23 protein-coding genes are annotated in these 23,408 nt (G+C 74.3%); 9 read left to right on the forward strand and 14 right to left on the reverse strand.

The window, feature by feature from the left end:
* Window positions 1-54 precede the first annotated feature (54 nt).
* The 3 genes from AC5WAM_RS35720 (at window position 55) to AC5WAM_RS35730 (ending at window position 2,368) form a co-directional block, all read left to right on the forward strand.
* Entirely contained in the window at window positions 55-1,200 is a 1,146-nt protein-coding gene (locus tag AC5WAM_RS35720) for an isoaspartyl peptidase/L-asparaginase family protein (RefSeq protein ID WP_495520036.1), read from the forward strand.
* 115 nt (window positions 1,201-1,315) lie between these two features.
* Window positions 1,316-1,765: a MarR family winged helix-turn-helix transcriptional regulator gene (locus AC5WAM_RS35725; protein WP_495520037.1), complete on the forward strand. Its 450-nt coding sequence runs from the start codon at window positions 1,316-1,318 to the stop codon at window positions 1,763-1,765.
* Between the two features lie 48 nt (window positions 1,766-1,813).
* Window positions 1,814-2,368, forward strand: coding sequence for an isochorismatase family protein (locus AC5WAM_RS35730; RefSeq protein ID WP_366793588.1), 555 nt, complete (start codon window positions 1,814-1,816; stop codon window positions 2,366-2,368).
* Here AC5WAM_RS35730 and AC5WAM_RS35735 read toward each other — a convergent pair.
* The 6 genes from AC5WAM_RS35735 to AC5WAM_RS35760 all read right to left on the reverse strand — a co-directional run bounded on the left by AC5WAM_RS35735 (window position 2,352) and on the right by AC5WAM_RS35760 (window position 7,869).
* A complete protein-coding gene (locus AC5WAM_RS35735) occupies window positions 2,352-3,155 on the reverse strand; it encodes a GNAT family N-acetyltransferase (RefSeq protein WP_495520038.1) in 804 nt (267 codons plus the stop codon). The two genes, AC5WAM_RS35730 and AC5WAM_RS35735, sit on opposite strands and share 17 nt — an antisense overlap.
* 56 nt (window positions 3,156-3,211) lie before the next feature.
* Window positions 3,212-3,838 (reverse strand): trimeric intracellular cation channel family protein, encoded by a 627-nt coding sequence (locus AC5WAM_RS35740; protein WP_366793584.1) that lies wholly within the window; start codon window positions 3,836-3,838, stop codon window positions 3,212-3,214.
* Window positions 3,838-4,176, reverse strand: coding sequence for a hypothetical protein (locus tag AC5WAM_RS35745; protein WP_366793583.1), 339 nt, complete (start codon window positions 4,174-4,176; stop codon window positions 3,838-3,840). Before AC5WAM_RS35745 ends, AC5WAM_RS35740 begins: the two co-directional genes overlap by 1 nt.
* A 142-nt stretch (window positions 4,177-4,318) precedes the next feature.
* A complete protein-coding gene (locus tag AC5WAM_RS35750; RefSeq protein WP_495520039.1) occupies window positions 4,319-5,359 on the reverse strand; it encodes a beta-ketoacyl-[acyl-carrier-protein] synthase family protein in 1,041 nt (346 codons plus the stop codon).
* Between the two features lie 290 nt (window positions 5,360-5,649).
* On the reverse strand, window positions 5,650-6,471 hold the full coding sequence (locus tag AC5WAM_RS35755) for an MmyB family transcriptional regulator (protein WP_495520040.1): 822 nt from the start codon (window positions 6,469-6,471) through the stop codon (window positions 5,650-5,652).
* Between the two features lie 453 nt (window positions 6,472-6,924).
* Window positions 6,925-7,869 (reverse strand): Gfo/Idh/MocA family protein, encoded by a 945-nt coding sequence (locus tag AC5WAM_RS35760; protein ID WP_495520041.1) that lies wholly within the window; start codon window positions 7,867-7,869, stop codon window positions 6,925-6,927.
* A 460-nt stretch (window positions 7,870-8,329) separates the two neighbouring features.
* Here AC5WAM_RS35760 and AC5WAM_RS35765 point away from each other — a divergent pair, with 460 nt between their 5' ends.
* Together AC5WAM_RS35765 and asnB are read left to right on the forward strand one after the other, a co-directional pair.
* Complete coding sequence (locus AC5WAM_RS35765) at window positions 8,330-8,926, forward strand: TetR/AcrR family transcriptional regulator (protein WP_495520042.1); 597 nt, start codon at window positions 8,330-8,332, stop codon at window positions 8,924-8,926.
* 232 nt (window positions 8,927-9,158) lie between these two features.
* Window positions 9,159-11,000: an asparagine synthase (glutamine-hydrolyzing) gene (asnB, locus tag AC5WAM_RS35770; protein ID WP_495520043.1), complete on the forward strand. Its 1,842-nt coding sequence runs from the start codon at window positions 9,159-9,161 to the stop codon at window positions 10,998-11,000.
* Window positions 11,001-11,031: 31 nt separating this feature from the next.
* Here the strand turns inward: asnB and AC5WAM_RS35775 are convergent, their stop codons facing one another.
* Both AC5WAM_RS35775 and AC5WAM_RS35780 read right to left on the reverse strand, forming a co-directional pair.
* Window positions 11,032-11,289: a plasmid mobilization protein gene (locus AC5WAM_RS35775; RefSeq protein WP_242715157.1), complete on the reverse strand. Its 258-nt coding sequence runs from the start codon at window positions 11,287-11,289 to the stop codon at window positions 11,032-11,034.
* Between the two features lie 156 nt (window positions 11,290-11,445).
* Window positions 11,446-12,624, reverse strand: coding sequence for a trypsin-like serine peptidase (locus AC5WAM_RS35780; RefSeq protein ID WP_495520044.1), 1,179 nt, complete (start codon window positions 12,622-12,624; stop codon window positions 11,446-11,448).
* Between the two features lie 324 nt (window positions 12,625-12,948).
* Here AC5WAM_RS35780 and AC5WAM_RS35785 point away from each other — a divergent pair, with 324 nt between their 5' ends.
* A complete protein-coding gene (locus tag AC5WAM_RS35785) occupies window positions 12,949-13,887 on the forward strand; it encodes a LysR family transcriptional regulator (RefSeq protein ID WP_495520045.1) in 939 nt (312 codons plus the stop codon).
* Window positions 13,888-14,001: 114 nt separating this feature from the next.
* Window positions 14,002-14,817, forward strand: coding sequence for a peptidoglycan recognition protein family protein (locus tag AC5WAM_RS35790; protein WP_495520046.1), 816 nt, complete (start codon window positions 14,002-14,004; stop codon window positions 14,815-14,817).
* Window positions 14,818-14,830: 13 nt separating this feature from the next.
* Here AC5WAM_RS35790 and cpt read toward each other — a convergent pair whose 3' ends face one another.
* From cpt to AC5WAM_RS35810, 4 genes are all read right to left on the reverse strand, one after another.
* Window positions 14,831-15,352, reverse strand: a complete 522-nt coding sequence (gene cpt / locus AC5WAM_RS35795; RefSeq protein WP_366793680.1) for a chloramphenicol phosphotransferase CPT — start codon at window positions 15,350-15,352, stop codon at window positions 14,831-14,833.
* 76 nt (window positions 15,353-15,428) lie between these two features.
* Window positions 15,429-16,916, reverse strand: a complete 1,488-nt coding sequence (locus AC5WAM_RS35800) for a serine/threonine-protein kinase (RefSeq protein ID WP_495520047.1) — start codon at window positions 16,914-16,916, stop codon at window positions 15,429-15,431.
* Between the two features lie 98 nt (window positions 16,917-17,014).
* The gene (locus tag AC5WAM_RS35805; RefSeq protein WP_495520048.1) at window positions 17,015-17,644 is read right to left on the reverse strand and encodes a class F sortase; all 630 of its coding nucleotides are present in this window, start codon (window positions 17,642-17,644) and stop codon (window positions 17,015-17,017) included.
* A gap of 118 nt (window positions 17,645-17,762) precedes the next feature.
* Window positions 17,763-18,257, reverse strand: a complete 495-nt coding sequence (locus AC5WAM_RS35810) for a hypothetical protein (RefSeq protein WP_366796127.1) — start codon at window positions 18,255-18,257, stop codon at window positions 17,763-17,765.
* 273 nt (window positions 18,258-18,530) lie between these two features.
* Here AC5WAM_RS35810 and AC5WAM_RS35815 point away from each other — a divergent pair, with 273 nt between their 5' ends.
* The gene (locus AC5WAM_RS35815) at window positions 18,531-19,328 is read left to right on the forward strand and encodes an isocitrate lyase/PEP mutase family protein (protein ID WP_495520049.1); all 798 of its coding nucleotides are present in this window, start codon (window positions 18,531-18,533) and stop codon (window positions 19,326-19,328) included.
* A gap of 38 nt (window positions 19,329-19,366) precedes the next feature.
* Window positions 19,367-20,683 carry an MFS transporter gene (locus AC5WAM_RS35820; protein ID WP_495520050.1) on the forward strand — a complete coding sequence of 439 codons (1,317 nt, stop codon included), beginning with the start codon at window positions 19,367-19,369 and terminating at the stop codon, window positions 20,681-20,683.
* A gap of 12 nt (window positions 20,684-20,695) precedes the next feature.
* Here the strand turns inward: AC5WAM_RS35820 and AC5WAM_RS35825 are convergent, their stop codons facing one another.
* Both AC5WAM_RS35825 and AC5WAM_RS35830 read right to left on the reverse strand, forming a co-directional pair.
* Window positions 20,696-21,016 (reverse strand): DUF6191 domain-containing protein, encoded by a 321-nt coding sequence (locus AC5WAM_RS35825; protein WP_366796124.1) that lies wholly within the window; start codon window positions 21,014-21,016, stop codon window positions 20,696-20,698.
* 146 nt (window positions 21,017-21,162) lie between these two features.
* Entirely contained in the window at window positions 21,163-23,310 is a 2,148-nt protein-coding gene (locus AC5WAM_RS35830) for an MMPL family transporter (protein WP_495520051.1), read from the reverse strand.
* Between the last annotated feature and the right edge of the window lie 98 nt (window positions 23,311-23,408).

A 23,408-nucleotide genomic window follows, 5' to 3' on the forward strand; every position in this document is an offset into this window, starting at 1 on the left:
CGTCATGTGCATGCCCTTACGGTGGCCCCGTCGTCGTCCCGCCGAGGAGTGCCCATGCGCTTACGTCCCCTGACCTGGCTGGTTCCCGCCCTCGCCACCGCCGCCGCGGTCACCGCCACCGCGCTCGCCCTCCCGCAGGGCGGGGAGCGCGCTCCGGACGGCCGCGCCGCTGCCGCCGCCGACGCCCGGCCCGCGGGCAAGGCCAGGCCCGACGCCCGGAACGTGGTCCTCGCCGTGCACGGCGGCGCCGGCACCGCCCTCGACCGCGACAAGACCACGCCGGAGCGCGAGAAGGCGTACCGGGACGGGCTCACCGAGGCCCTCAGAGCCGGGCAGAAGGTGCTCGACAAGGGCGGCTCCAGCGTGGACGCCGTCCAGGCGGCGGTCACGAAGCTGGAGGACGACCCGCTGTTCAACGCGGGCAAGGGCGCGGTCTTCACCGCCGACGCGGGCCATGAGCTGGACGCGTCCATCATGCGCGGCTCGGATCTGAAGGCCGGTGCCGTGGCGGGCGTGAAGAACCTGCGCAACCCCATCGAGGGCGCCCGGGCCGTCATGGACAAGTCGAAGCACGTGCTCCTCGCGGGCGAGGGCGCCGACGACTTCGGCGCCCGGCACGGCCTGCGGACCGTCACCCAGGACTACTACTGGACGCAGGCCCGCTGGGACGCCCTGATGGCCGCCAAGGAGGCCGAGAAGGGCCGCGAGGGCGGCAGCGGCGACAAGAAGGCCGCGCGCTCCCCTGCCGCCCTCGCCGACGAACAGTCCAAGGGCACGGTCGGCGCGGTCGCCGTCGACAAGCGCCGTGACCTGGCGGCGGCGACCTCGACCGGCGGCCTCACCAACAAGCTCCCCGGCCGCGTCGGCGACTCGCCCCTGATCGGCGCGGGCACGTACGCGAAGAACGGCACGGTCGCGGCGAGCGCCACCGGCGCGGGCGAGGTGTTCATCCGGGGCGGGGCCACCGCGACGATCTCGAACCTCATGGAGTTCAAGGGCGTGGGCGTGGCGAAGGCCGCGTACGAGGTGATCGTCAAGCGCCTTCCGGCCCTCGGCGGCGACGGGGGTGTGATCGCCCTAGCGCCCGACGGGCAGTTCGACGCGCCGCACAGCAGCCCCGGCATGCTGCACGGATATCTGACCGAGGACGGCGAGGTGGTCACGAAGATCTTCCCGGACGAGACGCCGCCGAACAGCTGAGACGCCGGGCCCCCAGGGAAGCGGGCTCCACGCAAGCGGACCTCCAGGCAAGGGGGCTCCAGGTAATAGGCAGGCAGACTTGCAAGTCTGCCTGCCTATTTCGTACGGTGACGTCATGACCGACTCGTCAGGAAGCACGGCTGGACCCGGGCCGGAGCAGATCGCCGCCGACCTCACCGTCGCCGTCCGGCACGTCGTGCGCAGGCTGCGCACGCAGACGCCGGAGACCGGCCTCACGGCCTCGCAGCGGTCCGCGCTCGCCCTGCTCGCGGAGGCGCCCGCCACCACGGCGGAGCTGGCCCGCGCCGAGCACGTGCGGCCCCAGTCCATGCGCCTGACCGTCGGCGCGCTGGAAGCCGAAGGCCTGGTCGAGCGCGCGCCGGACCCGCACGACGGGCGCCGGTCCGTGGTCTCCGTGACCGAGCGCGGCCGCCGGGTGCTCGCCGAGGCGCGGGACGCCAAGCGGAACTGGCTCGCGGCGGCCGTCGCGGACCGGCTCGACGAGCGCGAGCAGCGGCAGCTGGCCGACGCCGTCGTGCTCCTGGAGCGCCTGGTCCGCCCGTGACCCCCGGCGCCGCCGAGCGCGCCCACCCCGTACGAGAAAGGCACCCCCATGACCGCCACCACGCTCGACCCGAAGACCGCCCTCGTCCTCGTCGACCTGCAGAAGGGCATCACCGCCCTGCCGACGATCCATCCGGCCGACCGGATCGTCGAGCGCGGGGCCCGGCTCGCCGCCGCCTTCCGCGCGCACGGGCTGCCCGTCGTCCTGGTCCGCGTGACGGGCCGGGCGCCCGGGCGCACCGAGGTCACGCTCGGCGGCGGTGGCGCGACCCCCGCCGACTGGGCGGAGCTGCGGCCCGAACTGGACCGCCAGGACAGCGACATCGTCGTCACCAAGCACCAGTGGGGCGCCTTCCACGGCACCGACCTCGACCTTCAGCTGCGCCGCAGGGGCGTCACCCAGGTCGTCGTCGGCGGCATCGCGACCGCGTTCGGCGTGGAGTCGACGGCGCGGGCGGCGCACGAGCACGGCTACCACGTGACGGTGGCCGTGGACGCCGTGACCGACATGGACGAGCAGGCCCATCTGGCCGCCGTCGAGAAGGTCTTCCCGCGGCTCGGCGAGACGGACACCGCCGACGCGATCATCAAGCTCCTGGGCTGAGCGGCGCCCCGGGCCGGTACACGTACGGCGTGGTCGTGGCCAGTTCCGCGAAGCCGAGCCGCCGCAGGATCGGGCGGCTCTCGCTGGACGCGTCGACCTGGAGGTAGCGCACGCCGCGGGCGGCGGCGAGGCGGGCGCGGTGGGCGATCAGCGCGCGGTAGATGCCCCGGCCGCGCCACGCCGCCACGGTGCCGCCGCCCCACAGGCCCGCGAAGTCCGTGTCCGGCCGGAACTCGATGCGCGCCGAGCTCACCGGCTCGTCCCCGGCCAGCGCGACGACCACGGCGAGCGTGTCGGGCGCCGCCGTCAGCTGGTCGAGCACCTGCCGGCCGAGCGCGGCGCCGTCCGAGCCGAAGGCCCGGTCGTGCGCGGCGACCATCAGCCGCACCCCCGCCTCGTCCGTCACCGGGACGAGCTCGATCCCCTCGGGCGCGGCGGCGTCCAGGGGCAGCGCGTCGACCTCCGTGACCATCAGGGTCTCGGCGGGCTCGGGCGCGAACCCGGCCGCGAGGAGCCGCTCGGGCAGGTCGGCGGGCAGGTCGTGGGAGTACAGCTTCCACTCGAAGTCGCGCCCCAGGCCGGTGAACAGGCGCACCTGCGCGGCGATCGCGGCGTCGGCCGTGGCCGGGTCGAGGTCCGACCACAGCACGCCGTTCCAGTCGTGGGCGGCGGCTCCCACATGGCGGATGACGCCGTCCGCCCGCTCCACGCGGCCGCCGGGCCCCTCCGGGTCGGGGCTCTGCCGGATCTGCTGGTCGTACGCCGCGAGGGCCGCTGTCGAGTCCATCCGGTTACTTCAGCAGGGGGCTCCGCGCCGGACAACCGGATTTCTCCGGCGGGCGGTCAGCGGTCCGCGCGCGGGGCCCGGGCCCGGGACAGCGGCGGCAGGTGCAGCGACTTGGTGATCGCCGCGAGGCGCAGCGCGAGGACGAGGACGGCCGACGTCACCGTGGTGGTGGTCGGGGACGCGCCCGCGTGGTGCAGCCCGAGGTAGCAGCCGGCGCCCGCGAGCGCGGCGGTCGCGTACACCTCCTCGCGCAGCAGCAGCGGCGGGAACTGCCCGCACAGCACGTCGCGCAGGACCTCGCCCGTCACCCCCGTCAGGACGGCCAGGATGATCACGGCGAGCGGCGTGACGTGCGCGTCGATGGCGGCCTGCGCGCCCATGACGGTCACCACGGCGAGGCCCACCGCGTCCACCACCATCAGCGTGCGCTGCGGCAGCTCGCGGTGGCGCAGATAGAGCATCGTGGTGATGCCCGTGACCGCGATCACGGTGAGCAGGACCCAGTCGTGGGTCCAGTACAGCGGGTGGCGGTCCAGGATCAGGTCGCGCAGCGTGCCGCCGGAGATGGAGGCCACGAAGGCCAGGACGAGCCCGCCGAAGGGGTCCATCCGCGCCCGGTGCGCGGCGAGCACGCCGCTCGCGGCGAAGGCGGCGATGCCGACGAGGTAGAGCGCGTGCAGCATCAGCGGGCCGCCTCGCGCGGGGCCGGTCGCCGGGGCGCGGGGGAGGCGCCCGCGACGGCGCGCGGGCGCGCGGGTGCCGTGCGCCGGGCCCCGTGACGGCCTCCCCGCCGCAGCGCCAGGAGCCCCGCCGTCGACGCGGCGGCCGTCAGGCCCAGGGCGGTCGCGTCCAGGCGCCAGTCCGACGCGGCGGACCGCCCGCCGCCGTCGGCGACGGCCGCTTGCTCCTGCCCCTGCCGGGCGGGCGCCGCCGTGGCGAGGGCGCAGGCCACGGCGGCCGTCACCGCACCGGCGACGGCCACCGCGACGAGCCGCCGCCCGCGCTTCCACACCGTGTCCATGCTCCCCACCGTCCCGGACGCCCCGGGGCCCGCGCCATCGGTCAGATGGCCGGATCGGGGTGGCCGAAAGGACGAAAGATCACCGCGGCGGCCGAGCCGGAGGGGTGAGCAGCGGCCCCCGCGCCGCTGCTCCGGGGCGCCCTCACCCCTGCCAGCGGCAGCGCAGCGCGGCGGTGGTGAAGCCGGGGCCGTAGGCGACGGTGTAGCCACGGGCGCCGTCGGCGGGCGGCGCGCTGTGCGTGCGCTCCAGGACGCGCAGCACGCTCACCCCGCCCAGATTGCCCTCCTGGGCGAGCGTGTCCGTGGAGTGACGCGTGTCAACGTCATCGAGTCCGAGGGCGGCCGTGGTGTCGGCGATGATGCGGGGGCTGCCCGGGTGGACGACCGCGAACTCGGCCGTCTGCGGACCGATCCACTCCAGAAGCTGCGGAAGCACGTCGTCCGCGGCCGTGAGCGCCTTCCTGGTGGAGTCGAAGTGGAATCCGTCCGCCGTGATCCGGCCGCGCTGGCGGTCGATGCTGCCCGGCAGCACGTACTCGTACGTGTCCTCGATGACCAGGCCCGGGCCGAGGGGCTCGTCCGTCACGACGGTGGCGCCCGCGGAGTCCCCGAACAGGGCCTTGTAGATCATGGCCTCGATGCCCGTGTCGTTGTGGTGGTAGACGGACGAGATGACCTCCGCGGCCACCACGAGGACCTTGCTGCCCGGCCGGACGGCGACCAGGTCCGCGGCCCGGATCAGGGACTGGGTGCCGCCGGGGCAGGCGAGCGTGGTCAGGGCGATGCGGCGCACGGTGGGCCGCAGGCCGAGCCGTTCGATCAGGTGGATGTCCAGGTTGGGGACGGACCAGCCGGTGGTGTGCGTGGTGACCACGGCGTCGATGTCGGTGGCGGCGAGCCCGGCCGACGCGAGTGCGGCCGTGGCCGCGCGCTCGGCCATGGCGAGGGCGTCGCCGAAGGCCGCGGTGGCCCGCTCGTGCACATCGGCCGTGCCGGCGACGGTCGGGGAGTCGAGGGGCCGGGTGAAGTAGCGGGTCTCGACCCCGCAGTTGCCGATGACCCGCAGGAACGCGGTGAGCCGAGGGTGGTCGGGGTGGTGCCGGCGTATGTCGTCGGTGATCTCCGCGGTGGTGACCTTGTGGTCACCGACGACGGTCTGGGGTCTGAGGACATATGCGGACACGAAGGAACTCCCGCCAGGTGCAGGTCGGATGTGGAGGGCATAAGGAAACGTACTGCACCTCGTCGAACGTGCGTCCTGGCGTAGCGGTTCCAGCGCGGGCCCCGGACCTGGGAAGAGCCGTCGTTCGGGCCCGCTCGTGGCCGTCGGCCGGAGCGGGCCCGCGTGCGGCGATCAGGTGGCGCCGGGGCGGGCCCCGCCCGCGGTGATGCGGTGGGGCGGTGCCGGAGCGGGCCTGCTCGCGGTGATGCCGGTGGAGCGGTGCCGGGGCGGTGGCCGGCCGCCGCGGGCCGTCAGGTGGCCCGCAGCATCGGCGCCCGCGGGTGGACGCGCTCCCGTCCGGGGTGGAACACCAGGATCATCATCCGGGCGCCCGGAGCGGTCAGTGGCTGGGCGGCGCACATGGTGACCCAGCCCGCGCCCTTCTCGGCGTGCAGCAGGGGCCGCTCGTCGCCGTCGGGGTGGGGGTAGGGCTTGTCCGCGCCGTACAGCGGGGCGGCCAGGGGGTCGGCGAGGACCTCCTTCTCGATCTGCTGGAGGGTCTCGTCCTCGGGCCGGGTGGCGAGCGCCCCGCGCAGCTGCGGCAGCAGCATGGGCGCCCAGGAGGTGTCCCAGTCGAGGAGGATCTCGCGGGCCACCGGGCTGAGGACCATCCAGCGCATGATGTTCGGCGGGACCTCGCCCCCGGGGAAGACGGCGGCGCAGGCGTCGTTGTACACGAGCATGTCCCAGGACGCGTCCGCGATGTATGCGATGTGCGAGATGCCGTTGACGGCCTCGCGCCAGACGCCCGGCACCTCCTTGCCCGACGACAGGTGCAGCGGCCCCGGAGGGTCCTGGAGCAGGGCGTACCGGCACAAAGACACCCATTCCTGCTCGTTCAGCCCGAACAGACGGGCCACGTCGCGCAGGAGGGCCGCCGGTGGGTTGGGGTAGTTGCCGGACTCGAGGCGGTGGTACGTACCAAGGGTGCGATGCAGGAGTTGGTCCACCTGATGCTGGGAGAGCCCCGGTGCCCGTCTGCCCTGCCCCGTCGAGCGGACGAAGCCGTGCGATTCGGGGGCGATGAGGGCGCGTCGTTCACGGAGCAGAGCGCGCAGCGCCGTCTTGTTCATGGTGGGTAATCCCTCTTCGTACACGCCGAGTTGAGCGTCAGCAGTCTAAATATTCGCATCGTCTTTGGGCATAAACATTGCCTGAAGAAAACGATCAGCTCGTGCGGCATCATGGAGTGGGCGGGGCCACCGACCTGCAGGTTTGATCGTCGGTGGGCTCGCGGGCACAACTCAGGGGCATCTTGTTCGGGGAGCATGAAATTGGCTGAAATTCCTCGGCGTCGGATACCCCCTCCGCCTACGGGGTCGTAGTCGGGTAGCGCGCGGGACCGGTTGTTCGTATTCCGATCTGTGTGGTCGGAAACTGAGCAGTGTGTACCTGTGTGGCAGTTACTACCCGGTTCGGTTCCTGGGTTCACTGGCTGCGGCCGGTGCCGTCACTCGCCATTACGTAGCGGCCACGGTACCGGCCGCCCCGTGTTGTTCCGGGCGGCCCTTGTGGCTGGTATTCGCTCAAGAGACCCGAGTCCGCGTTCGGCCCTGTTGCTCCGTGCCGTCGAGCGCCGTCACCTGCTTTTCCGCCGCTGCCAGGATCTCCGTCACACGCGCGCCGAATCGCACGTCGCACGCGTGCGGCCGTCCGGCATGTGCCGCCGTCACGAGCGCGCTCACGGCTGACCGAAACGCGACGCCCGAATCGCCCCACCCTGTCTCTTCGAAGGCCTCCGGGGAGACCGTCCCGCGCTCGCCGCGGAACTCCAGCGTCACGCCCGTCGCCCGCTCCGGGGCACGCAGCGTCAGGGTCGCCGTACTGGACGCGCCGCCCGCGTGCCGCAGGATCAGATGGACCGTGTCCGCCGGTCCCGGGGCCGCCGTCACCGTCGTGATCTCGCCGAGGACCGCCGTCAGGACGGACAGCGCGTGCGGCCCGACGTCCCACAGGCCGCCCTTGCTCGCCCGCCACGGGGAGTCGAAGGCGCCGCTCCCGTCCGCCGCGTAGAACGAGCTGTACCAGTCGGCCCGCCCGGTGAACCACGGCCCCTCCCCGGCCCGCTCGGCCAGCCAGTCGGCCACGGGCGGGGCGAACCGCAGTGTGAAGAACACCACGGAGGCCACGCCGGCCCGCTCCACCTCCGTGACCAGGGCGCGCGCCGCCGCCGCGTCCGTGGCCACCGGCTTGTCCAGGAGCAGATGGCAGCCCGCCCGCGCGGCCCGCGCCGCCAGGGGTGCCTGCACGTCCGGCGGCACCGCGAAGGCGACCGCGTCGCTCGCGGCGAAGAGCGCGTCCACGTCCGCGTACGCCGTGGTGGCGTGCGTGGCCGCGAGCTCGGCGGCGGCCTCGGGGCGGCGGCCCCACACGCCGGCGAGCTCGGCGTCCGGATGCGCGGCGAGCACCGGCGCGTGCGTCGCGGTCGCCCAGGGACCCGTACCGATCAAGCCCACACGAAATCTGGTCATGGCCGCAGTATGGCGGAGCGGTGCCGGGCGCCCCACGGGCCGGGTGGGCGGTCGCCGCGGGGCGCTGCGCGCGACGATCTCCGCGCCCGCGCCGGGGCGGCCCCTGGTGACCTTCGGCCATAAAGGTACGGACCTTGCGGCGAGACGGTGTCCGGCCGCGGATCGTTTCCCGGGTACGGTCCGCGAAGTCCGTCCCGCAAATCGACGTACCGTCAACTCTCGGCGGGTGAATGGCAATTCGCCGGGCCAGGTGAATTGCCATTCACTCCGCCCCGGGGAGAGATGTCCGAGAATCGCGCGTGAACTGTCCCGACTGTCCGGGAATTCTCCGATATCCGGTGGTGCGGCTGACGGCGGGGCTGTTGCGCCCTGTGCAACCGTCCGTGGCCCGTGGGGTGTCCGCCGCCTACCCTCGGACGCGGCCGCCGGGACCGGGCGGCCGGTGAGGGAAAGTGACGCCATGACCAGCTCCACCCCGCGGCCGCACCGGCACGTGACGGGGTCCGCCCGCCGTGACGCCGAAGAGACCAGGGCCGCCATCGTGCGGGCGGCCCGGCATCTGCTCGCGCGGCACGCGCACGCCGACATCACCCTGAAGGCGGTGGCCGAGCGGGCGGGGGTGAGCCCGCCGCTCGTCCTGAAGTACTTCGGCAGCAAGGACGCGCTGTTCGCGCAGATCATGTCCTTCGAGGCGGACGCCGCGGCCATCCTCGACGCGCCCCTGGAGGGCCTCGGCCGCCACATGGTCCACCACCTGCTCACCAGCCAGGCCGAGCAGGGCGCCGACCCCCTCCTGCGCATCGTCTTCGCCCCGCTGCACCGCGAGCACGGCTATGTGCTGCGCGCCAACTTCCGCACGCAGGTCGTACGCAGGCTCGGCGAGCGCCTCCCGGGCGAGGATGCGGGGCTGCGCGCCGAGATGGCGGTGGCCATGCTCCTCGGCCTCGGTGTGATGTACGGCATCGCCCGCGGCCCCCATCTGCGGGCGATGGCGATCGCCGAGATCACCGATCGGTACGCGCCCGCCGTGCAGGCCTGTCTGACGCCCGCGTGTTGAGCAAAGCTTTACGGACGGCCGGAACCTGATGTTCCAGATGTGCCCCCGGCGCGGTCGGACGCGGTGGGGGCGGCCGTCCGGCCGTGGTGACTTCTTGACCTTCGGTCCGGTGCGGCCGGAATCCGCGGGTCGGCCGGGTTCGCGGGGTGACGCGAGCGTTGACCGCACGGGGTTCGGGGCGGAGCCTGTCGATATAGCTGCTAGATACATCTACTTCGGCGGGAGGAATCGTATGTGCGGCATCACCGGCTGGGTCTCGTTCGACCGCGAGCTGCGGACCGAGGGCCCGGTTCTGGACGCGATGACGGAGACGATGGCCTGCCGCGGTCCTGACGACCGCGGCACCTGGGCGCAGGGCCCCGCGGCGCTCGGCCACCGGCGCCTGGCCGTCATCGACCTGCCCGGCGGCCGCCAGCCCATGACCGCGGCCACGCCCGGCGGCACGGTCGCGCTCGTGTACTCCGGCGAGACGTACAACTACACCGAGCTGCGCGCCGAACTGGCCGGGCTCGGGCACGCCTTCACCACCGACTCCGACACCGAGGTCGTGCTGCGCGGCTACCTCCAGTGGGGCGAGGAGGTGGCCGAGCGGCTCAACGGGATGTACGCCTTCGCCGTGTGGGACGGCCCCCGCCAGCGGCTCGTCATGGTGCGCGACCGCATGGGCATCAAGCCCTTCTACTACCGCCCGACGTCCGACGGCGTCCTCTTCGGCTCCGAGCCCAAGGCGATCCTCGCCCACCCGCTGGCCCGGGCGCGCGTGACCGCCGACGGGCTGCGCGAGGTGTTCGCCTTCGTCAAGACGCCGGGGCACGCCGTGTGGGACGGCATGCGCGAGGTCGAGCCCGGCACCGTCGTCACCGTGGACCGCCGGGGCCTGCGCGCCCGCACCTACTGGCGTCTGGAGACGCGGCCGCACCCGCACGGTCGCGACGAGTCCGTGGCCACCGTCCGCTCCCTGCTCGACGACATCGTCCGCCGCCAGCTCGTGTCCGACGTGCCGCGCTGTGTGCTGCTCTCCGGCGGCCTCGACTCCTCCGCGCTCTCCGCGCTCGCCGCCCACCAGCTCAAGGGCGCGGGCGAGACGCTGCGCAGCTTCTCCGTCGACTTCGCCGGGCAGAGCGACCACTTCGTGGCGGACGAGCTGCGCGGCACGCCGGATGCCCCCTACGCGCACGACGTGGCGCGGCTCGCGGGCACCGATCACCGCGACATCGTCCTCGACGCGCAGACGCTCGCCGATCCCCAGGTGCGGGCGAAGATGCTCACCGCCCGCGACATGCCCGTCGGCTTCGGCGACATGGACGCCTCGCTGTACCTGCTCTTCCAGGCGATCCGGGAACACTCCACGGTCGCCCTGTCCGGCGAGTCGGCGGACGAGGTCTTCGGCGGCTATCTGCAGTTCTTCGACGAACAGGCGCGGCGCGGCACCACCTTCCCCTGGCTGGTGCGGCACGCCGAGACCCTCGGCGACGAGGCGGGGCTGCTGCGCCGTGACGTCCTGGACATCCTGGACCTGCGGTCCTACGTCGGCGACAGCTACGCGGGGGCCGTGGCCGCGGTCGAACGCCTCGACGGCGAGAGTGACTTCGAGTACCGCATGCGCACGATCAGCCAGCTGTATCTGACGCGTTTCGTGCGGGTGCTGCTCGACCGCAAGGACCGGGCGAGCATGGCCGTCGGCCTGGAGGTGCGGGTGCCGTTCTGCGACCACCGCCTCGTCGAGTACGTCTACAACGCGCCCTGGGCCCTGAAGACCTTCGACGGCCGGGAGAAGTCGCTGCTGCGGGAGGCCGCCGCGGACCGGCTCCCCCAGTCGGTGTACGACCGGGTGAAGAGCCCCTACCCGTCGACGCAGGACCCGAAGTACGCCTTCGCGCTCCAGGAGCACGCCAAGGACCTGCTCGCGCAGCCCGGACATCCGGTCTTCGACCTCGTGGACCGCGACGCGCTGCGGCGCCTCGCGCACCGCGAGACGCCGCAGATCAGGCCCGCCTCGCGGCGCGGCATGGAGCGCGCCCTCGACCTGGCCGTGTGGCTCGACCTCTATGAGCCGGAGGTCGCGCTGGGCTGAGCCCCCGGCCGGGGCGAGTCGTGCGCCGGGTTCAGGATCCCGTCGCCAGGGTGTCCAGGAACCGCTGGAGCGCGGGCGCCGACGAGGCGTCGAGGCGGCGGCGCACCGGCGGCACGCTCGCGCCCCGCCGGACCGCGCCGGCGCGCGCGTCGCCGCCCCGCCGTACGTGCCCGGTCGCCACCCGCCGTATGAACTCCGCGACGGTGAGGCCGAGCCGGTCCGCGTGCCGCAGTACGGCGTCGTACTCGTCGGGTGGGAACAAGACCTGCACAGGCGTGGCACCGTCCATGGACGCATGATGCCGTCCTGTCCAGCCAGGCGCGGGACAGATGGCCTATTCCGCCCGAAGGGGTGGCACGGGGGTGCGGGCGCGCGGCGGGGCGCGCGCGTTACGGAACGGAGCCCGCACCGACCGGTGCGGGCTCCGTCCGGGACGATCCGCGGGCTACGGACGGTTGTCGATCAGGTCCTGGATCTGCGGGTAGATCTTGTCCATGCGCGTGCCCACGTTGGTCGGGCAGGAGCCGCCCCAGTGCAGGGCGATCACCTTGTGAGAGGAACCGGCGAGCACGGGGGAGCCGGAGCTGCCGCCCGAGGTGTCGCAGTTGTAGCCGACGTCCTCGGCGCCGAGCTGCGGGGTCCGCACGCCGCAGTAGGCGCCGCCGTCGCGCTCCTCGTAGATCGAGATGCGCTTGGGCCGGGTGTCGCCGTGCCCGGCGATGTACGCCTGCTCGTTCGCGATCGGCGCGCGGGTCTCCAGGAACAGGGTGCCGAACTGGGTGATCCGGTCGAAGTCGTCCACGCTGAAGAGCGTGAAGTCGAGGCTCGCCGAGGTGCGCAGGAGGGCGTTCGCGCCGACCTTGGTGCCCGGGCGCGGGTCGTTGCCGCCGCAGGTGGCGCAGTCGTAGTCGAACTGGAGCTCCACCTTGTCGAGTTCGGCCTGTGTCTTGATGCAGTGGTTGTTGGTCATCATGTGGTTGCCGCGGCCCACCCGCCAGGCGGTGCAGTAGCCCCCGCCGTTCAGGAGCATGCGGGCCACGCCGCGCGAGGCGGCGTAGTGCGCGGGGTGGCTGGTCTTGTAACAGACGGCGTCCCGGCGGCCGTCGGCGCCGCACACGCTGCGCGTCGCCGGGTTCTCGGCGGCGAACTCCGCCGGGGTGTAGCCGCGCCAGTACCGGTCGACCCTCGCCTGCGAGCGCCGCTCGCCGCGGGTGTGCAGGGTGATCACCGCGGTGTCCCCGTCGACGGACATCGCGGCGAAGCCGGTGCGCCCGTGCCGGGTGAAGCCCGCGTCGCCCGGCGCGGCCCCGCCGCGGGTGGGGTCGCCGTGGTAGGTGTGCACTTCGCGTCCGGCCGGGTCGGCCACGGTCAGGCGGTCGCCGGGGGCGAGCGTGAGGCGGGCGAAGTGCACCTTGACGTACGCCGCTCCCGGGTGCCGGATCTCCTGCCGCGCCGGGCCGTCGGGGGAGCCGAGCCGGAGGTCGACCGCCTGCTCCTCGCCCGCGGCCGGGACCGGAGCGGTGCGGACGGGGGCCGGTGCCGTTGCGCTCGCCGTCGTCGGTGCGGCGGGGACGAGGGCGGCCGTGACCACGAGAGCGGCCGCCGCGATGACGCGTCTGAACACGGTGCCTCCTTGGGAGCGGTGGGGGAAGGGGCTCCCGCCCTCGACGGTAGGTCTGTACATGACAACGCGGGAGGTGTGTGTCGGTCAGAAGTGCCGGGAGGGTGTGCAGGCGAGAGGGCCCCGGCCGGACGGGGGAATCGCGGCCGGGACCCTCATCTTGTTCAACGGTGAAATAGGCAGGGGGGTTCCCGCCCACCCCGCGACCTCGTGTGATCTGTGCGACATGCAGGCGGCGCGGGGGCCCGGCCGGACCACGCCCCGGCCGCCCGGCCGGGTCAGGCCCTGGATGTGACACCCGTGCCGGGAACGCCCTAGCGTCGTGCCGTGACGCTCGACGATCTCCGTGTCTTCATCGCCGTCTGCCGCGCGGGCAGCCTCAGCGCCGTGGCGCGCGACCTCTCCTGTACGCAGTCGGCGGTGAGTCAGCACGTCAAACGCCTGGAGAAGGAGCTGGCCGTCAGCCTCCTCGAGCGGCACGCGCGCGGGGTCGTGCCGACGTCGGCGGGCCGCATCCTGCACGCCGCCGCCTCCGACGGCATCGGCGGCATCGACCTCGCCCTGCGCCGCCTGCGCGACCTGGTGCGCGGGGAGAGCGGCGCGGTGCGCATCACCACGGGTGCCACGACGGTGCGGCACTTCATGGCCGACGCGATCGTCGGCTTCCGGCAGCGGTTTCCGCAGGTGGCCCTGGAGTTCCAGACGGCGAGTTCGAGCCGGGCCTGCTTCGACGCGCTCGCCGCCGACGACCTGGACCTGGCCTGGGTCACCATCGGCGAACCCGTGCGCGGCATCGAGCAGCGGCCCGTCGCCGAGCTGCGCTGGGTGTTGGCCGTCCCCTGCGGCGACCCGCTGGCCGCCAAGCGGCGCGCCACCCTCGCCGACCTGGCGGCCGCGCAGCTCATCCGGCCGCCCGAGGTGTCCAGTTCGCGCTCCCGCCTCGACGCGGCCCTCGCCGACGCGGGGCTGCGGCCGCAGGGCCACACCAGCGTGGCCGACTGGGACACCGCCCTGCTGCTCACCGAACTCGGCGTCGGCCAGGCCGTCGTGCCGGAGCTGCCCGGCTGGCGCGACGCGGGTCCGCCGGGGCTCCGCCTCGTGCCCGTGCCGGAGCTGCCCGCGCTGTCCGTGGGCTGGGCGGTGCGCCGCTGGGACGCGCTCAGCCCGCTGGCGCGCGCCTTCGCCGACACGGTGGCCACCGACTGCGGCGCGGGGCGCGTGGGCGCGGTGCCCGCTCAGGGGGCGAGCCGCGCGGCGCGCGTCTGAAGGCAGCGGACCTCCGGGCGGCTCAGGGCGCGCTGCGCCGCCGGTCGCGGGGGCGTCCCCCGACCGGGCGCACCCCGCGCGCGGGTCCGGTGGGCCGCCCGGAGAGTGGGAGGCATGCGTGTCGTGCGGGAGGCGGTGGCGGGGCGGCTGCCGCCTGCCGGGCGCGCGGTCCTCGCCGGGGTGCCGGGACTGTTCGCCGTGGGGGCGCTCGCGCTGTGCGCGGTGGGCGTCGAGCACGCGGCCGAAGAGGCCGGGCACCGGCCCGCCGTGGTCCCCGCGGCCCACCGCGCGGCCCGGCCGCCCATCGTGCCGCGCGCCAAGTGGCTGGGCGACACGGGCGAGACCGGCCCGCCGGTGCGCTACGGCGGCCCCGTGATCGCCGTCTTCGTCCACCACACGGACTCGCCCAACAGCTACGACTGCGCCGACGCGCCGCGCATCATCCGGGCCCTCGCGGCGGGCCAGACCGGTGCCCGGCTCTTCGACGACATCGGCTACAACTTCCTCGTCGACCGCTGCGGCACGATCTACGAGGGCCGCGCGGGCGGTGTCGACCGGCCCGTCGTCGGCGCGCACACGCAGGGGTTCAACCACCGCACGGCCGGGATCGCCGCGCTCGGCACGTTCACCGCGGGCACCCCGGTGCCGCGGCCGATGACGGAGGCCATCGCCGCGCTCACCGCGTGGAAGCTCGGCCTCGCGGACGTCGACCCGCGGCTGCGGGCGCAGCTGGTGTCCAGCAACAGCCTCAGCCGGTTCCCGGTGGGGACGCGCGCCGAGTTCGACGCCGTGGCCGGGCACACCGACGGCTACACCACCAGCTGTCCGGGCGCCGCGCTCCGCGCCGAGCTGCCCGCGATCCGGGAGCGGGCCGCCCGCCTCCAGGGCCGCGCGGAGGAGCGGGCGCACGCGGCCCGTCCGCTGCGGTGACCGCAGGCGCCGGTCAGGTGACGCGGGCGGCGATGGCGCGGGCGCACTCCAGGGACTCGGTACGGGTGGTGTCCACCTCCAGGTCGTAGCGCACGCCCTCGTGGACGAGGCGCGCCTGCGCCGCGGCCATGCCGGGGGTCCGGTCCCCGCGCGCGACCTCGCGGCCCGCGGCCACGGCGCTCTCGCAGCGGACGCCGACCCACAGCACGTCCAGGTCGCCGAGGGCCTCCTCCCACCGCCGCCGGGACGCCGCGCCGCCGAGGAAGACGTCGTCGACGACGATCCGGGCGCCCGCGCGGGCCATCGCCACGATGCCTTCGGTCCAGGCCCGCTCCAGGGCCCGGAAGTCCGCCCCGACGTCCACGCCGCCGTCGGCGGCGAACACGATCCCGCCGTCCGCCCCCCGCATCCGCGCGGGCAGGGCGTCGACGAACGCGTCGCAGCCGAACGCCAGCCACTGGTCGGGCAGGACGGCCTGCAGGCACCGCACGATCCCGGACTTGCCCGAGCTGGAACCGCCGTTGAGGATGATCATCCGAGTCGTCACCGCGCCACCCTAGGACGCCGTGTCGCGCACCGGCCACCGCGTTTTCCCGGGTGCAGGGGCAGGCCTAGCCGTCGAGGCGGATGCCCTTCACGGCCGTGTCGAAGACCGGGCGGTACTGCTTCCAGCGCTCGTTCGGCGCGGAGAGGTAGACGACGTACTGGGTGCCGTCGTCGTCGGAGAACGCCATCTCCACGGCCCGGAACGTGCGGGCCTTGCCGTCGAAGGTGAACTCCCAGTACCCCGCGGGCGCGCCCCGGAAGGTCGTGGCCGCCATCCGCACCCGCTCGTAGCCCGGGTTGTCCCGGCGGGTCTGGCTCTCCTCGGTCCTGCGCCAGTGCTCGACCGGGTCGGACCCCGCGAACTCCGCCACGTTGACCCGCAGGCCCACCAGCCCTGTGGGGTCGATGTACGCGACGTCGCCGCCCGGCAGGTTCTTGCGGGTCCACCCGTCGCGCACGGGCAGGGCCAGGCCGCCCTCCTGCCGCGCCAGGTGGTAGCCGGACGGCACGGGCGGGACGGCGGGGCGGGAGGCACCGGTCGCGGGCCGGGCCCCGGACGCCTCGTCGCCGTCGCCGGGCCACAGCAGGACGCCGCCCGTCACGCATCCGGCGACCACGATGGCGGAGCCGCACCACAGGGCCGCGCGGCGGCCGGTCCCGCGGCCGCCCCGGCGCGCGGGGGCCGCGGCGGGCGCGGGACCGGCCGGGGCGAGCACGGTCGCGCCCGTGCCGGAGCCCGTACCCGCCACCCGCCTGAGCAGGCGCTCCGCCTCGTGCGCCGGGGTGCGGCGCTCGGGGTCCTTCACGAGCAGGCCCTCGATCAGCGGGGCCAGCTCCCCGGCGGCGCGCGGGGGAGCGTGCGGTTCGGTGGCGATGGCGTACGCCGTCTCCATCGCGGTGCCGCGCTCGAACGGATGGCGGCCCTCCACCGCCTCGTACAGCGTCACGCCCAGGGACCACAGGTCGCAGGCGGGCCCGTGCTCGACGCTGCGCAGCCGCTCCGGCGCCAGGTAGCGCACGGAGCCGATCAGCTCGCCGGTCCGGGTCAGGGACGGCGTACCGCTCTCGACGGCGATGCCGAAGTCGGTGAGCACGGTCCGGCCGTCGTGCCCGAGCAGGACGTTGGCGGGCTTCACGTCCCGGTGCAGGACGCCCGCGTCGTGCGCGGCCCGCAGCGCGGCGGCCATGGCCAGGCCGTGCCGGGCCGCCTCCGCGGGCGCCAGCGCGCCGCGCTCCGCCAGGACGTCGCCGAGCGTGACGGAGGGGATGTACTCCATGACGATGCACGGCAGGCCCTCGTCGTCCACGACGTCGTGGACGACGACCACGTGGGCGTGGGTGATCCGGGCGGCGCTGCGGGCCTCGCGGCGGGTGCGCTCGTGCAGCGTCCGGATCTCGTCGTCGTTCAGATGCGGGGGCACGTGCAGCTTCTTCACGGCGACGTGCCGGCCGAGCAGTTCGTCCTCGGCCCGCCACACGGTGCCCATGCCGCCCCGGCCCACGCGCTCCGCGAGGCGGTACCGGCCGGCCACGAGCCGTCCCAGATCGGACACCGTCGACGTTCCCCCGCTTCGCACACATGAACAGGTTGCGGAAGAAGCCTAACCCGATCGCCCGGCGGCCCCCGGAGCCGGATGAGGCGCCGGACCGGCTAGCGATTCGCTGTCGCGTACACGATGAGATTGTCCACGGGGTGCCCCTGGGCGTCGTACGCGCCGTCGCAGGTGATCAGGCGCAGGGCGCGGGCATCGGTCGCGCCGTAGACCTTGTCGGTGGGGAAGGCCTTCTTGGCGGCCGTCTCGGTGGCGGTGACCCGGAAGTGGACCGTCCTGCCGTGCGCGTCCCGTACGGCGATGTCCGCGCCCACCCGCACCTTCTTCAGGTCGTGGAAGACGGCCCGGCCGAAGCGCGTGTCGTTGTGGCCGATGATGACGGCCGCGCCGCGCCGCCCGGGGATCGCGCCGCCGGTGTACCAGCCCGCCGTCATGCCCTTCTCGGCGGGCGGCACCTCGACCGTGCGGTCCGGGTTCAGACCGAGGCGCAGCAGCGGGCTGCGCACGCCGATGGACGGGATCGCCACGTGCACGGGGGCAGCGGGCGCGGCCGACGCGGCCGCGTCGGGGGTGCCCACGTCGTACGTCTTGGAGGCGGACGGCCTCTCCTTGGTGGCGGCGGCCGTTCCGTCGGCGGCGGAACAGCCGCCCACGGCCGCGCCGACGACGACGGCGAGGACGCAGGCGCCGAGGGCACGGCGCGGGAGCGGTCGGCTCTTCAGGGGCATGGGTGCTCCGGGCGTGGTGGCGCCGCCCGGGCAAGGGGCGGCGCCACCACGCGTGATCGGGCCGGACGGGCGCGCGCGGCGCGGCGCCCGGCGGGGGAGGTGGTCCTCGCGGCCGGGCTCAGCCCTGGGCGCGACCGGTGGCGCGACGGCGCAGGACCAGGGTGCTCGCGCCCGCGAGCAGGGCGATGCCCGCCGCAGAGCCGACGAGGGCCGGGGTGGTGTCGCCGCCGCCCGCCGCGGGTCGCTCGCCCGCGGCGACGCCGCCCCTGGGGGTCACGGTGGGCTTCTTCCGCGCGGGCTCGGGCGCGGGCGCGGCGGTCTTCTCCTTGGCGTCTGTGACGACGGGCTTGTCGCCCGCGGCGACGCCGCCGCGCGGCGCGGCCTGCTTGCGCTTGTCCCGCAGGGCCTCCTCCGCCGCGGCCCGCTTCTTGGCGACGGACTCCTTGGAGACCTCGGGCGCGGGCGCGCTCTCACCGGCCGTCGGCTTCGGCTTGGGCGTCGACTCCGAGGCGAACGCGGACGGGGCGGCGAGCACGCCGACGGCCACGGCGGAGGCGACGGCGGCGGCGCGCAGGGGGCGGGCGTGGGGGCGGGCGTGGGCGCGGTGGGTCATGTGATGGGGCTCCGTTCCGGCTCGGACAAGAGGGGGCGTGCCCGGCGGGGGCGGCGGACACCGGTGTTCCGCCGGGCACGGTCGCCAGACTGGCGCGAAGTTGTGTGGAAGCTGTCAGGTTCCTGTTGGGGTTCGATCAGCCCTGCGGGGAAGGCCGGTCGGCCGCCCACCGGGGAGCGGCCCACCGCCCCGAGGCTCCGTCGGCCGCCGCGGCGCCGAGCGGCGGAGCACCGCCCGGCCCCGCTGTCGGACCCCTCTGGCAGAGTGCGCGGCATGAGTGATCGCCACGAAGCCTTCCGTGCCCTGCACCGCGCCGGGGCGCCGCTGTTGCTGCCCAACGCCTGGGACCACGCGTCCGCCGCCGCGCTCGCCCGCGCCGGGTTCCCCGCGATCGGGACGACGAGCCTCGGCGTGGCCGCCGCCGCGGGCAAGGCGGACGCCACCGGGGCCGCGCGCGAGGAGACGCTGCGGCTCGCCCGGGGCATCGCCCGGCTGCCCGCCCTGATCTCCGTCGACATCGAGGGCGGGTTCAGCGACCGGCCCGAGGACGTCGCGGACCTGGCCCGCGCGCTGGCCGGGGCGGGCGTCGTCGGGGTGAACCTGGAGGACGGCCGCCCGGACGGCACGCTCACCGCCGTCGACGCGCAGTGCGCGCTGATCCGCGCGGTGAAGGCCGCCGCGCCCGACCTGTTCGTCAACGCGCGCACGGACACGTACTGGCTCGCCGCCGGGGGAGCGCCCGAGACCGAGGAGCGCCTCGCCGCGTACCAAGAGGCGGGCGCGGACGGGGCGTTCGCGCCGGGCGTGCGGGACGAGGCCGTGATCGCCCGGCTCGCCGGCGCCCTCGACGTACCGCTGAACGTGCTGCACGCGCCGGACGGCCCGTCGCCCGCGCGCCTCGCCGACCTCGGCGTGCGCCGCGTGAGCACGGGCTCGCTGTTGTTCCGCGCGGCCGTGCAGCAGGCGGTGGACGTGGCCCAGGAGTTCCTGCGCGGCGCCGCCCGCCCCAGGGACGTACTCTCGTACGCCGACGCCCAAGATCTCGCCAAGGCGTTCGAGCCCGGGGAGTGACCCGGGCCGCCGACGGGCGGGGCGTGGAGGGGGAGCGCATGGCGGGGCGGGACACCTCACGGCGCGCGGCACGGACGTCGAGCCCCGGTCCGGCCTCCCTGTGGGCGGACCCCAACTACCGCCTCTTCCTCGCCCTCCAGGGCCTGTCCGCGCTCGGCGACTCCTTCTCGCACGTGGCGATCCCGCTGCTCGTGCTGCACCGCACCGGCTCCGTGGCGCAGATGGGACTCGTCACCGGGCTCACGGGCCTGGCCTCGATCGTCACGGGCCTCTTCGCGGGCGTCGTCGCCGACCGGGTGAACCGGCGCCGCCTGTTGGTGCTCACCGACGTCGCGCGCTGCGTGCTCTTCGGCATGGTGCCGCTCGTGTGGCTGTTCGCGACGCCGCTGTGGCTGGTCTACGCGGTCGTGCCGGTCGCCGGGGCCTTCGCGATGCTCTTCCAGGTGACGTATGTGACGGTGGTGCCCGCCATCGTGGGGCCCGGCCGGATCCTCAAGGCCAACAGCCATCTGTTCGGCGCGTACGCCATCGCGAGCGCGGGCGGGCCGATGCTCGCCGGGCTCGTCGCGGCCGCGTTCGGGCCCGCCGCGGCGCTCGGCATCGACGCCGCGACGTTCGCGGTATCGGCGGTCGGCATCCTCTTCGTCCGCATACGGCCGATGCCGTCACCCGACGAGGCGGAGGGGCGCGACGAGCGGGGCGGACGGGGCGAACCGGAGGAACGGGGCGGTGTCCGGCGGGAGTTCCTCGCCGGGGCCCGCTTCCTGTGGGAGCACCCGGTGCTGCGGCCGCTGACCGTGCTCCTGGCGCTGCTCACGTTCCTCACCTACGGCCTGACCGACGTCATCGTCTACTACGTCAAGCACGGCCTCGGGCACGGCGACAGCACGGTCGGCTCTGTGCTGGCGGCCGGGACGCTCGGGACGCTCGGCGCGTCGTTCGCCGTCGACCGGCTGCGCCGGCGCCTCGGGTTCGGCGTGAGCTGGATCGGCGTCCACCTGCTCGCCGGGACCGCCGTGGCCTGCCTGGGGCTCACCGGAAGCGTGCCGCTGGTGGCGGTGCTCGCGGCCGTGGTGCTCTTCTGCACCGGCGTCGCGGGGATCAACTCCATGTCCCTGCGCCAGGAAGTGACGCCCAGTCATCTCCTGGGCCGGGTCACCTCGTCCTTCTGGACCCTCCACAGCGCCCTCGGCCCGGCCGGTGCCGCCGCCGTCACCGCGGCGGCCGGGGCGTGGGGCGTCCGGGCCGTGTGCCTGACCGTGGGGGCGTGCGTGGTGGCCGTGGCCCTGTCCGCCACGGCGACGGGCATCGGCCGCACCCGCGGGGGCCGCGCCGCCCGGGCCGACGGGACCTGAGGCCGGGCCCGGCTACCGGCCGGGGCGCGGCAGCCGGACCGTCGCGACGCCGCCGTCCAGGTCCACCGCGGTGCGGTGCGGCGGGGCGCCGTCCTCCTCGTCGTCGCGCATCACGAGGGAGGACTGGCGCTCCTTCAGCTCGTTCTGCTTGCCGGGCGAGAAGCTGGCGTGGAGCTGCTCGAAGCCGGTCGCCGATATCTGGCCCTGGCGGGCGCTGTTCCGCCAGGGCAGCAGCCCCGCGCGCCCGGCGCGGAGCAGCAGTTGGTCCACGAAGGCCACGACGGTCAGGGCGATGACGAGGCCGGGCAGGGTCATCAAGACGGCGAATCCCATGACGTCAGTATGCGCGGCACGCGCCGCCGCCGGGCGGTGGTCGGCGCACGACTCCCCTCCGGGCGGCGACTCCCCGGCAACACCCCTCCGGTCGGCAACTCCCCTGGGCAACCTCCTCCGGGCGGCAACTCCCCTCCGCGCGGCGCTCAGTGCCGTGACTCCTCCCGTGTGCGACCCCGTTCGTCCGCCCCGGCACCGGGGGCCCGGTCGCCGTGGCCCGGCCACCACGCCGCGTGCCCGATGAGGGCCGTCAGGGCGGGGGTGAACAGCATCGCCATGACGAACGCGGCGACCGCGATGCCGAAGGACAGGGAGAAACCCATCTGGGAGAGCGTCGAGTTGCCCGCGAGCATCAGCGTGGCGAACGTGCCCGCGAGGATCACACCGGCCGAGCCGATGGTCGGACCCGAGTGCCGGACCGCGACGCCCGCCGCCTCGTGCGGGCCGCGGCCCTCGCGGGCCTCCTCGCGCAGCCGCGAGACCATGAGGATGTTGTAGTCCGTGCCGAGCGCGACCACGAACAAGTACATGATCACGGGCAGCATGAACATCAGGCCGGGCTGGCTGCCGATCTGCTGGAAGAGGAGCGATGTCGCGCCCAGCGTCGCGCCGAACCCGAGTGCGACCGACAGCATCAGGTACCACGGCGCCACCAGGCTGCGCAGCAGCAGCCCGAGGATGACCATGATGGCGATCGCGGCCACCGGGAAGACGACCGAGTAGTCGCGGTCCACGGCCTTGTTGATGTCGACGTACACGGCCGTGATGCCGCCGACCAGCGCCTTGGTGCCCTGTGGCGCGTCGGCGTGGGCGGCGGGCCGCAGCTCGTCCTTGATGGTGCCGAGCGCCTTCTCGGAGGCGGGCGGGTCGGCGAGCACCACCGAGTACGACGCGGTCGTGCCGTCCTTGCTGACCTTCGGCGCGGCCACCGAGCCCACGCCGTCGACGGACTCCAACCGCTTGCGGAACGCGGCCGGCCGGCCCTCGGGCAGCGGCCCGTCACCGGTCGACGTGAGATACACGAACGTCGGGTCGGTGGTGCCCGCGGGGAAGCCCTTCTCCAGGTTGTCCTGCCAGACGACCGACTCCTTGTCCTTGGGGAGCGAGGACCCGGCCAGGTCGAAGTTGGCCTTGTAGCCGAGCGCGCCGAGCGCGAGCGCGCCCATGAAGAGGGCCGAGACGACCGTCCACACGGCGGGCTTGCGGGCGATGGAGGTGCCGAGCCGGGCGAAGCCCGTGCCCTGCGGCTCGCGCTGCCAGGACTTCGAGGGCCAGAAGACCTTCGTACCGAGCAGCGACACCACGGCCGGGACCAGGGAGAGCCCGGCGAGCAGGGTCAGGAACACGGCGATCGCGAGGGCGGGGCCCATGGAGCGCAGCATGCCGAGGGAGGAGAGCGTGAGCGCGGCGAACGCGACGATGACGGCGCCCGCCGCCGAGGTGATGGCCTCGCCGACCCGCTCCACGGCGTGCACCATGGCGCCCTTGGCGTCCTCGCCCGCGCGCAGCGCCTCGCGGTAGCGGAAGAGCAGGAACAGGATGTAGTCCGTGCCGACGCCGAACAGGACGACGGTGAGCAGTTCCTGGACGGACGAGTCGGCCTTCATGTCGAAGGCCTCGTTGGCCCAGGCGATCAGGCCCGTCGCCATCGGCGAGATCAGCCCGATCAGGACGACCGGCAGCAGCGCGATGATGGGGCTGCGGAAGATCACGAGCAGCAGCACGATGATGATGACGATCGTGCCGGCGCCCACGAGCAGGCCCGCGCGCTCGGACGCGTCGCTCTCGTCGAGGGCCTGCGCCGCCGAGCCGGTGATGCCCGCGTCGAGGCCGGTGCCCTTCAGCTCCCCCTTGAGGTCCTTGCGGAGCTGTTCGACGGCGTCCTGCTGCTGGGTGTCCTCGGGGTTGGTGATCTTCGGCATGGCCACGACGGAGGTCTGGACGCGCTTGTTGGGCGACACCTCACCGGGCGCGACGGCCTGGACTTCCTTGATCTTCTTCGCTTCCAGGTCCTTCGACACCCGGGTGACCGCGGTGGAGTCGGCGGGGGTCAGCCGCCCGCCGTCGGAGCGCTGGAAGACGATGATCGCGCCGATGTTCTCCTGTTGCGGGAAGTCCCGTTCCTGGAGGTCGGAGGCGCGGATGGATTCGTAATGATCCGGCAGGAAGCTGGCTTCGTCGGTGCTGGAGGTGAGCTTCGGTGCCAGCGAGATCACGGCGGCCGCCGCGACGACCCAGGCGAGGATCACCCACCAGGGGCGGCGGACCACGAAACGGCCCAGTGCAGAGAACATGAATCACTGCCTCTCCTCGCCCCCGAGGCACATCACATCCTGCCCAGCATCGGCCGGACCATGCGGGCCCGCCACTCGGGACGGCCTTCCCGGGACCG

The sequence above is a fragment of the Streptomyces sp. JLYT201 genome, from assembly GCF_059448825.1.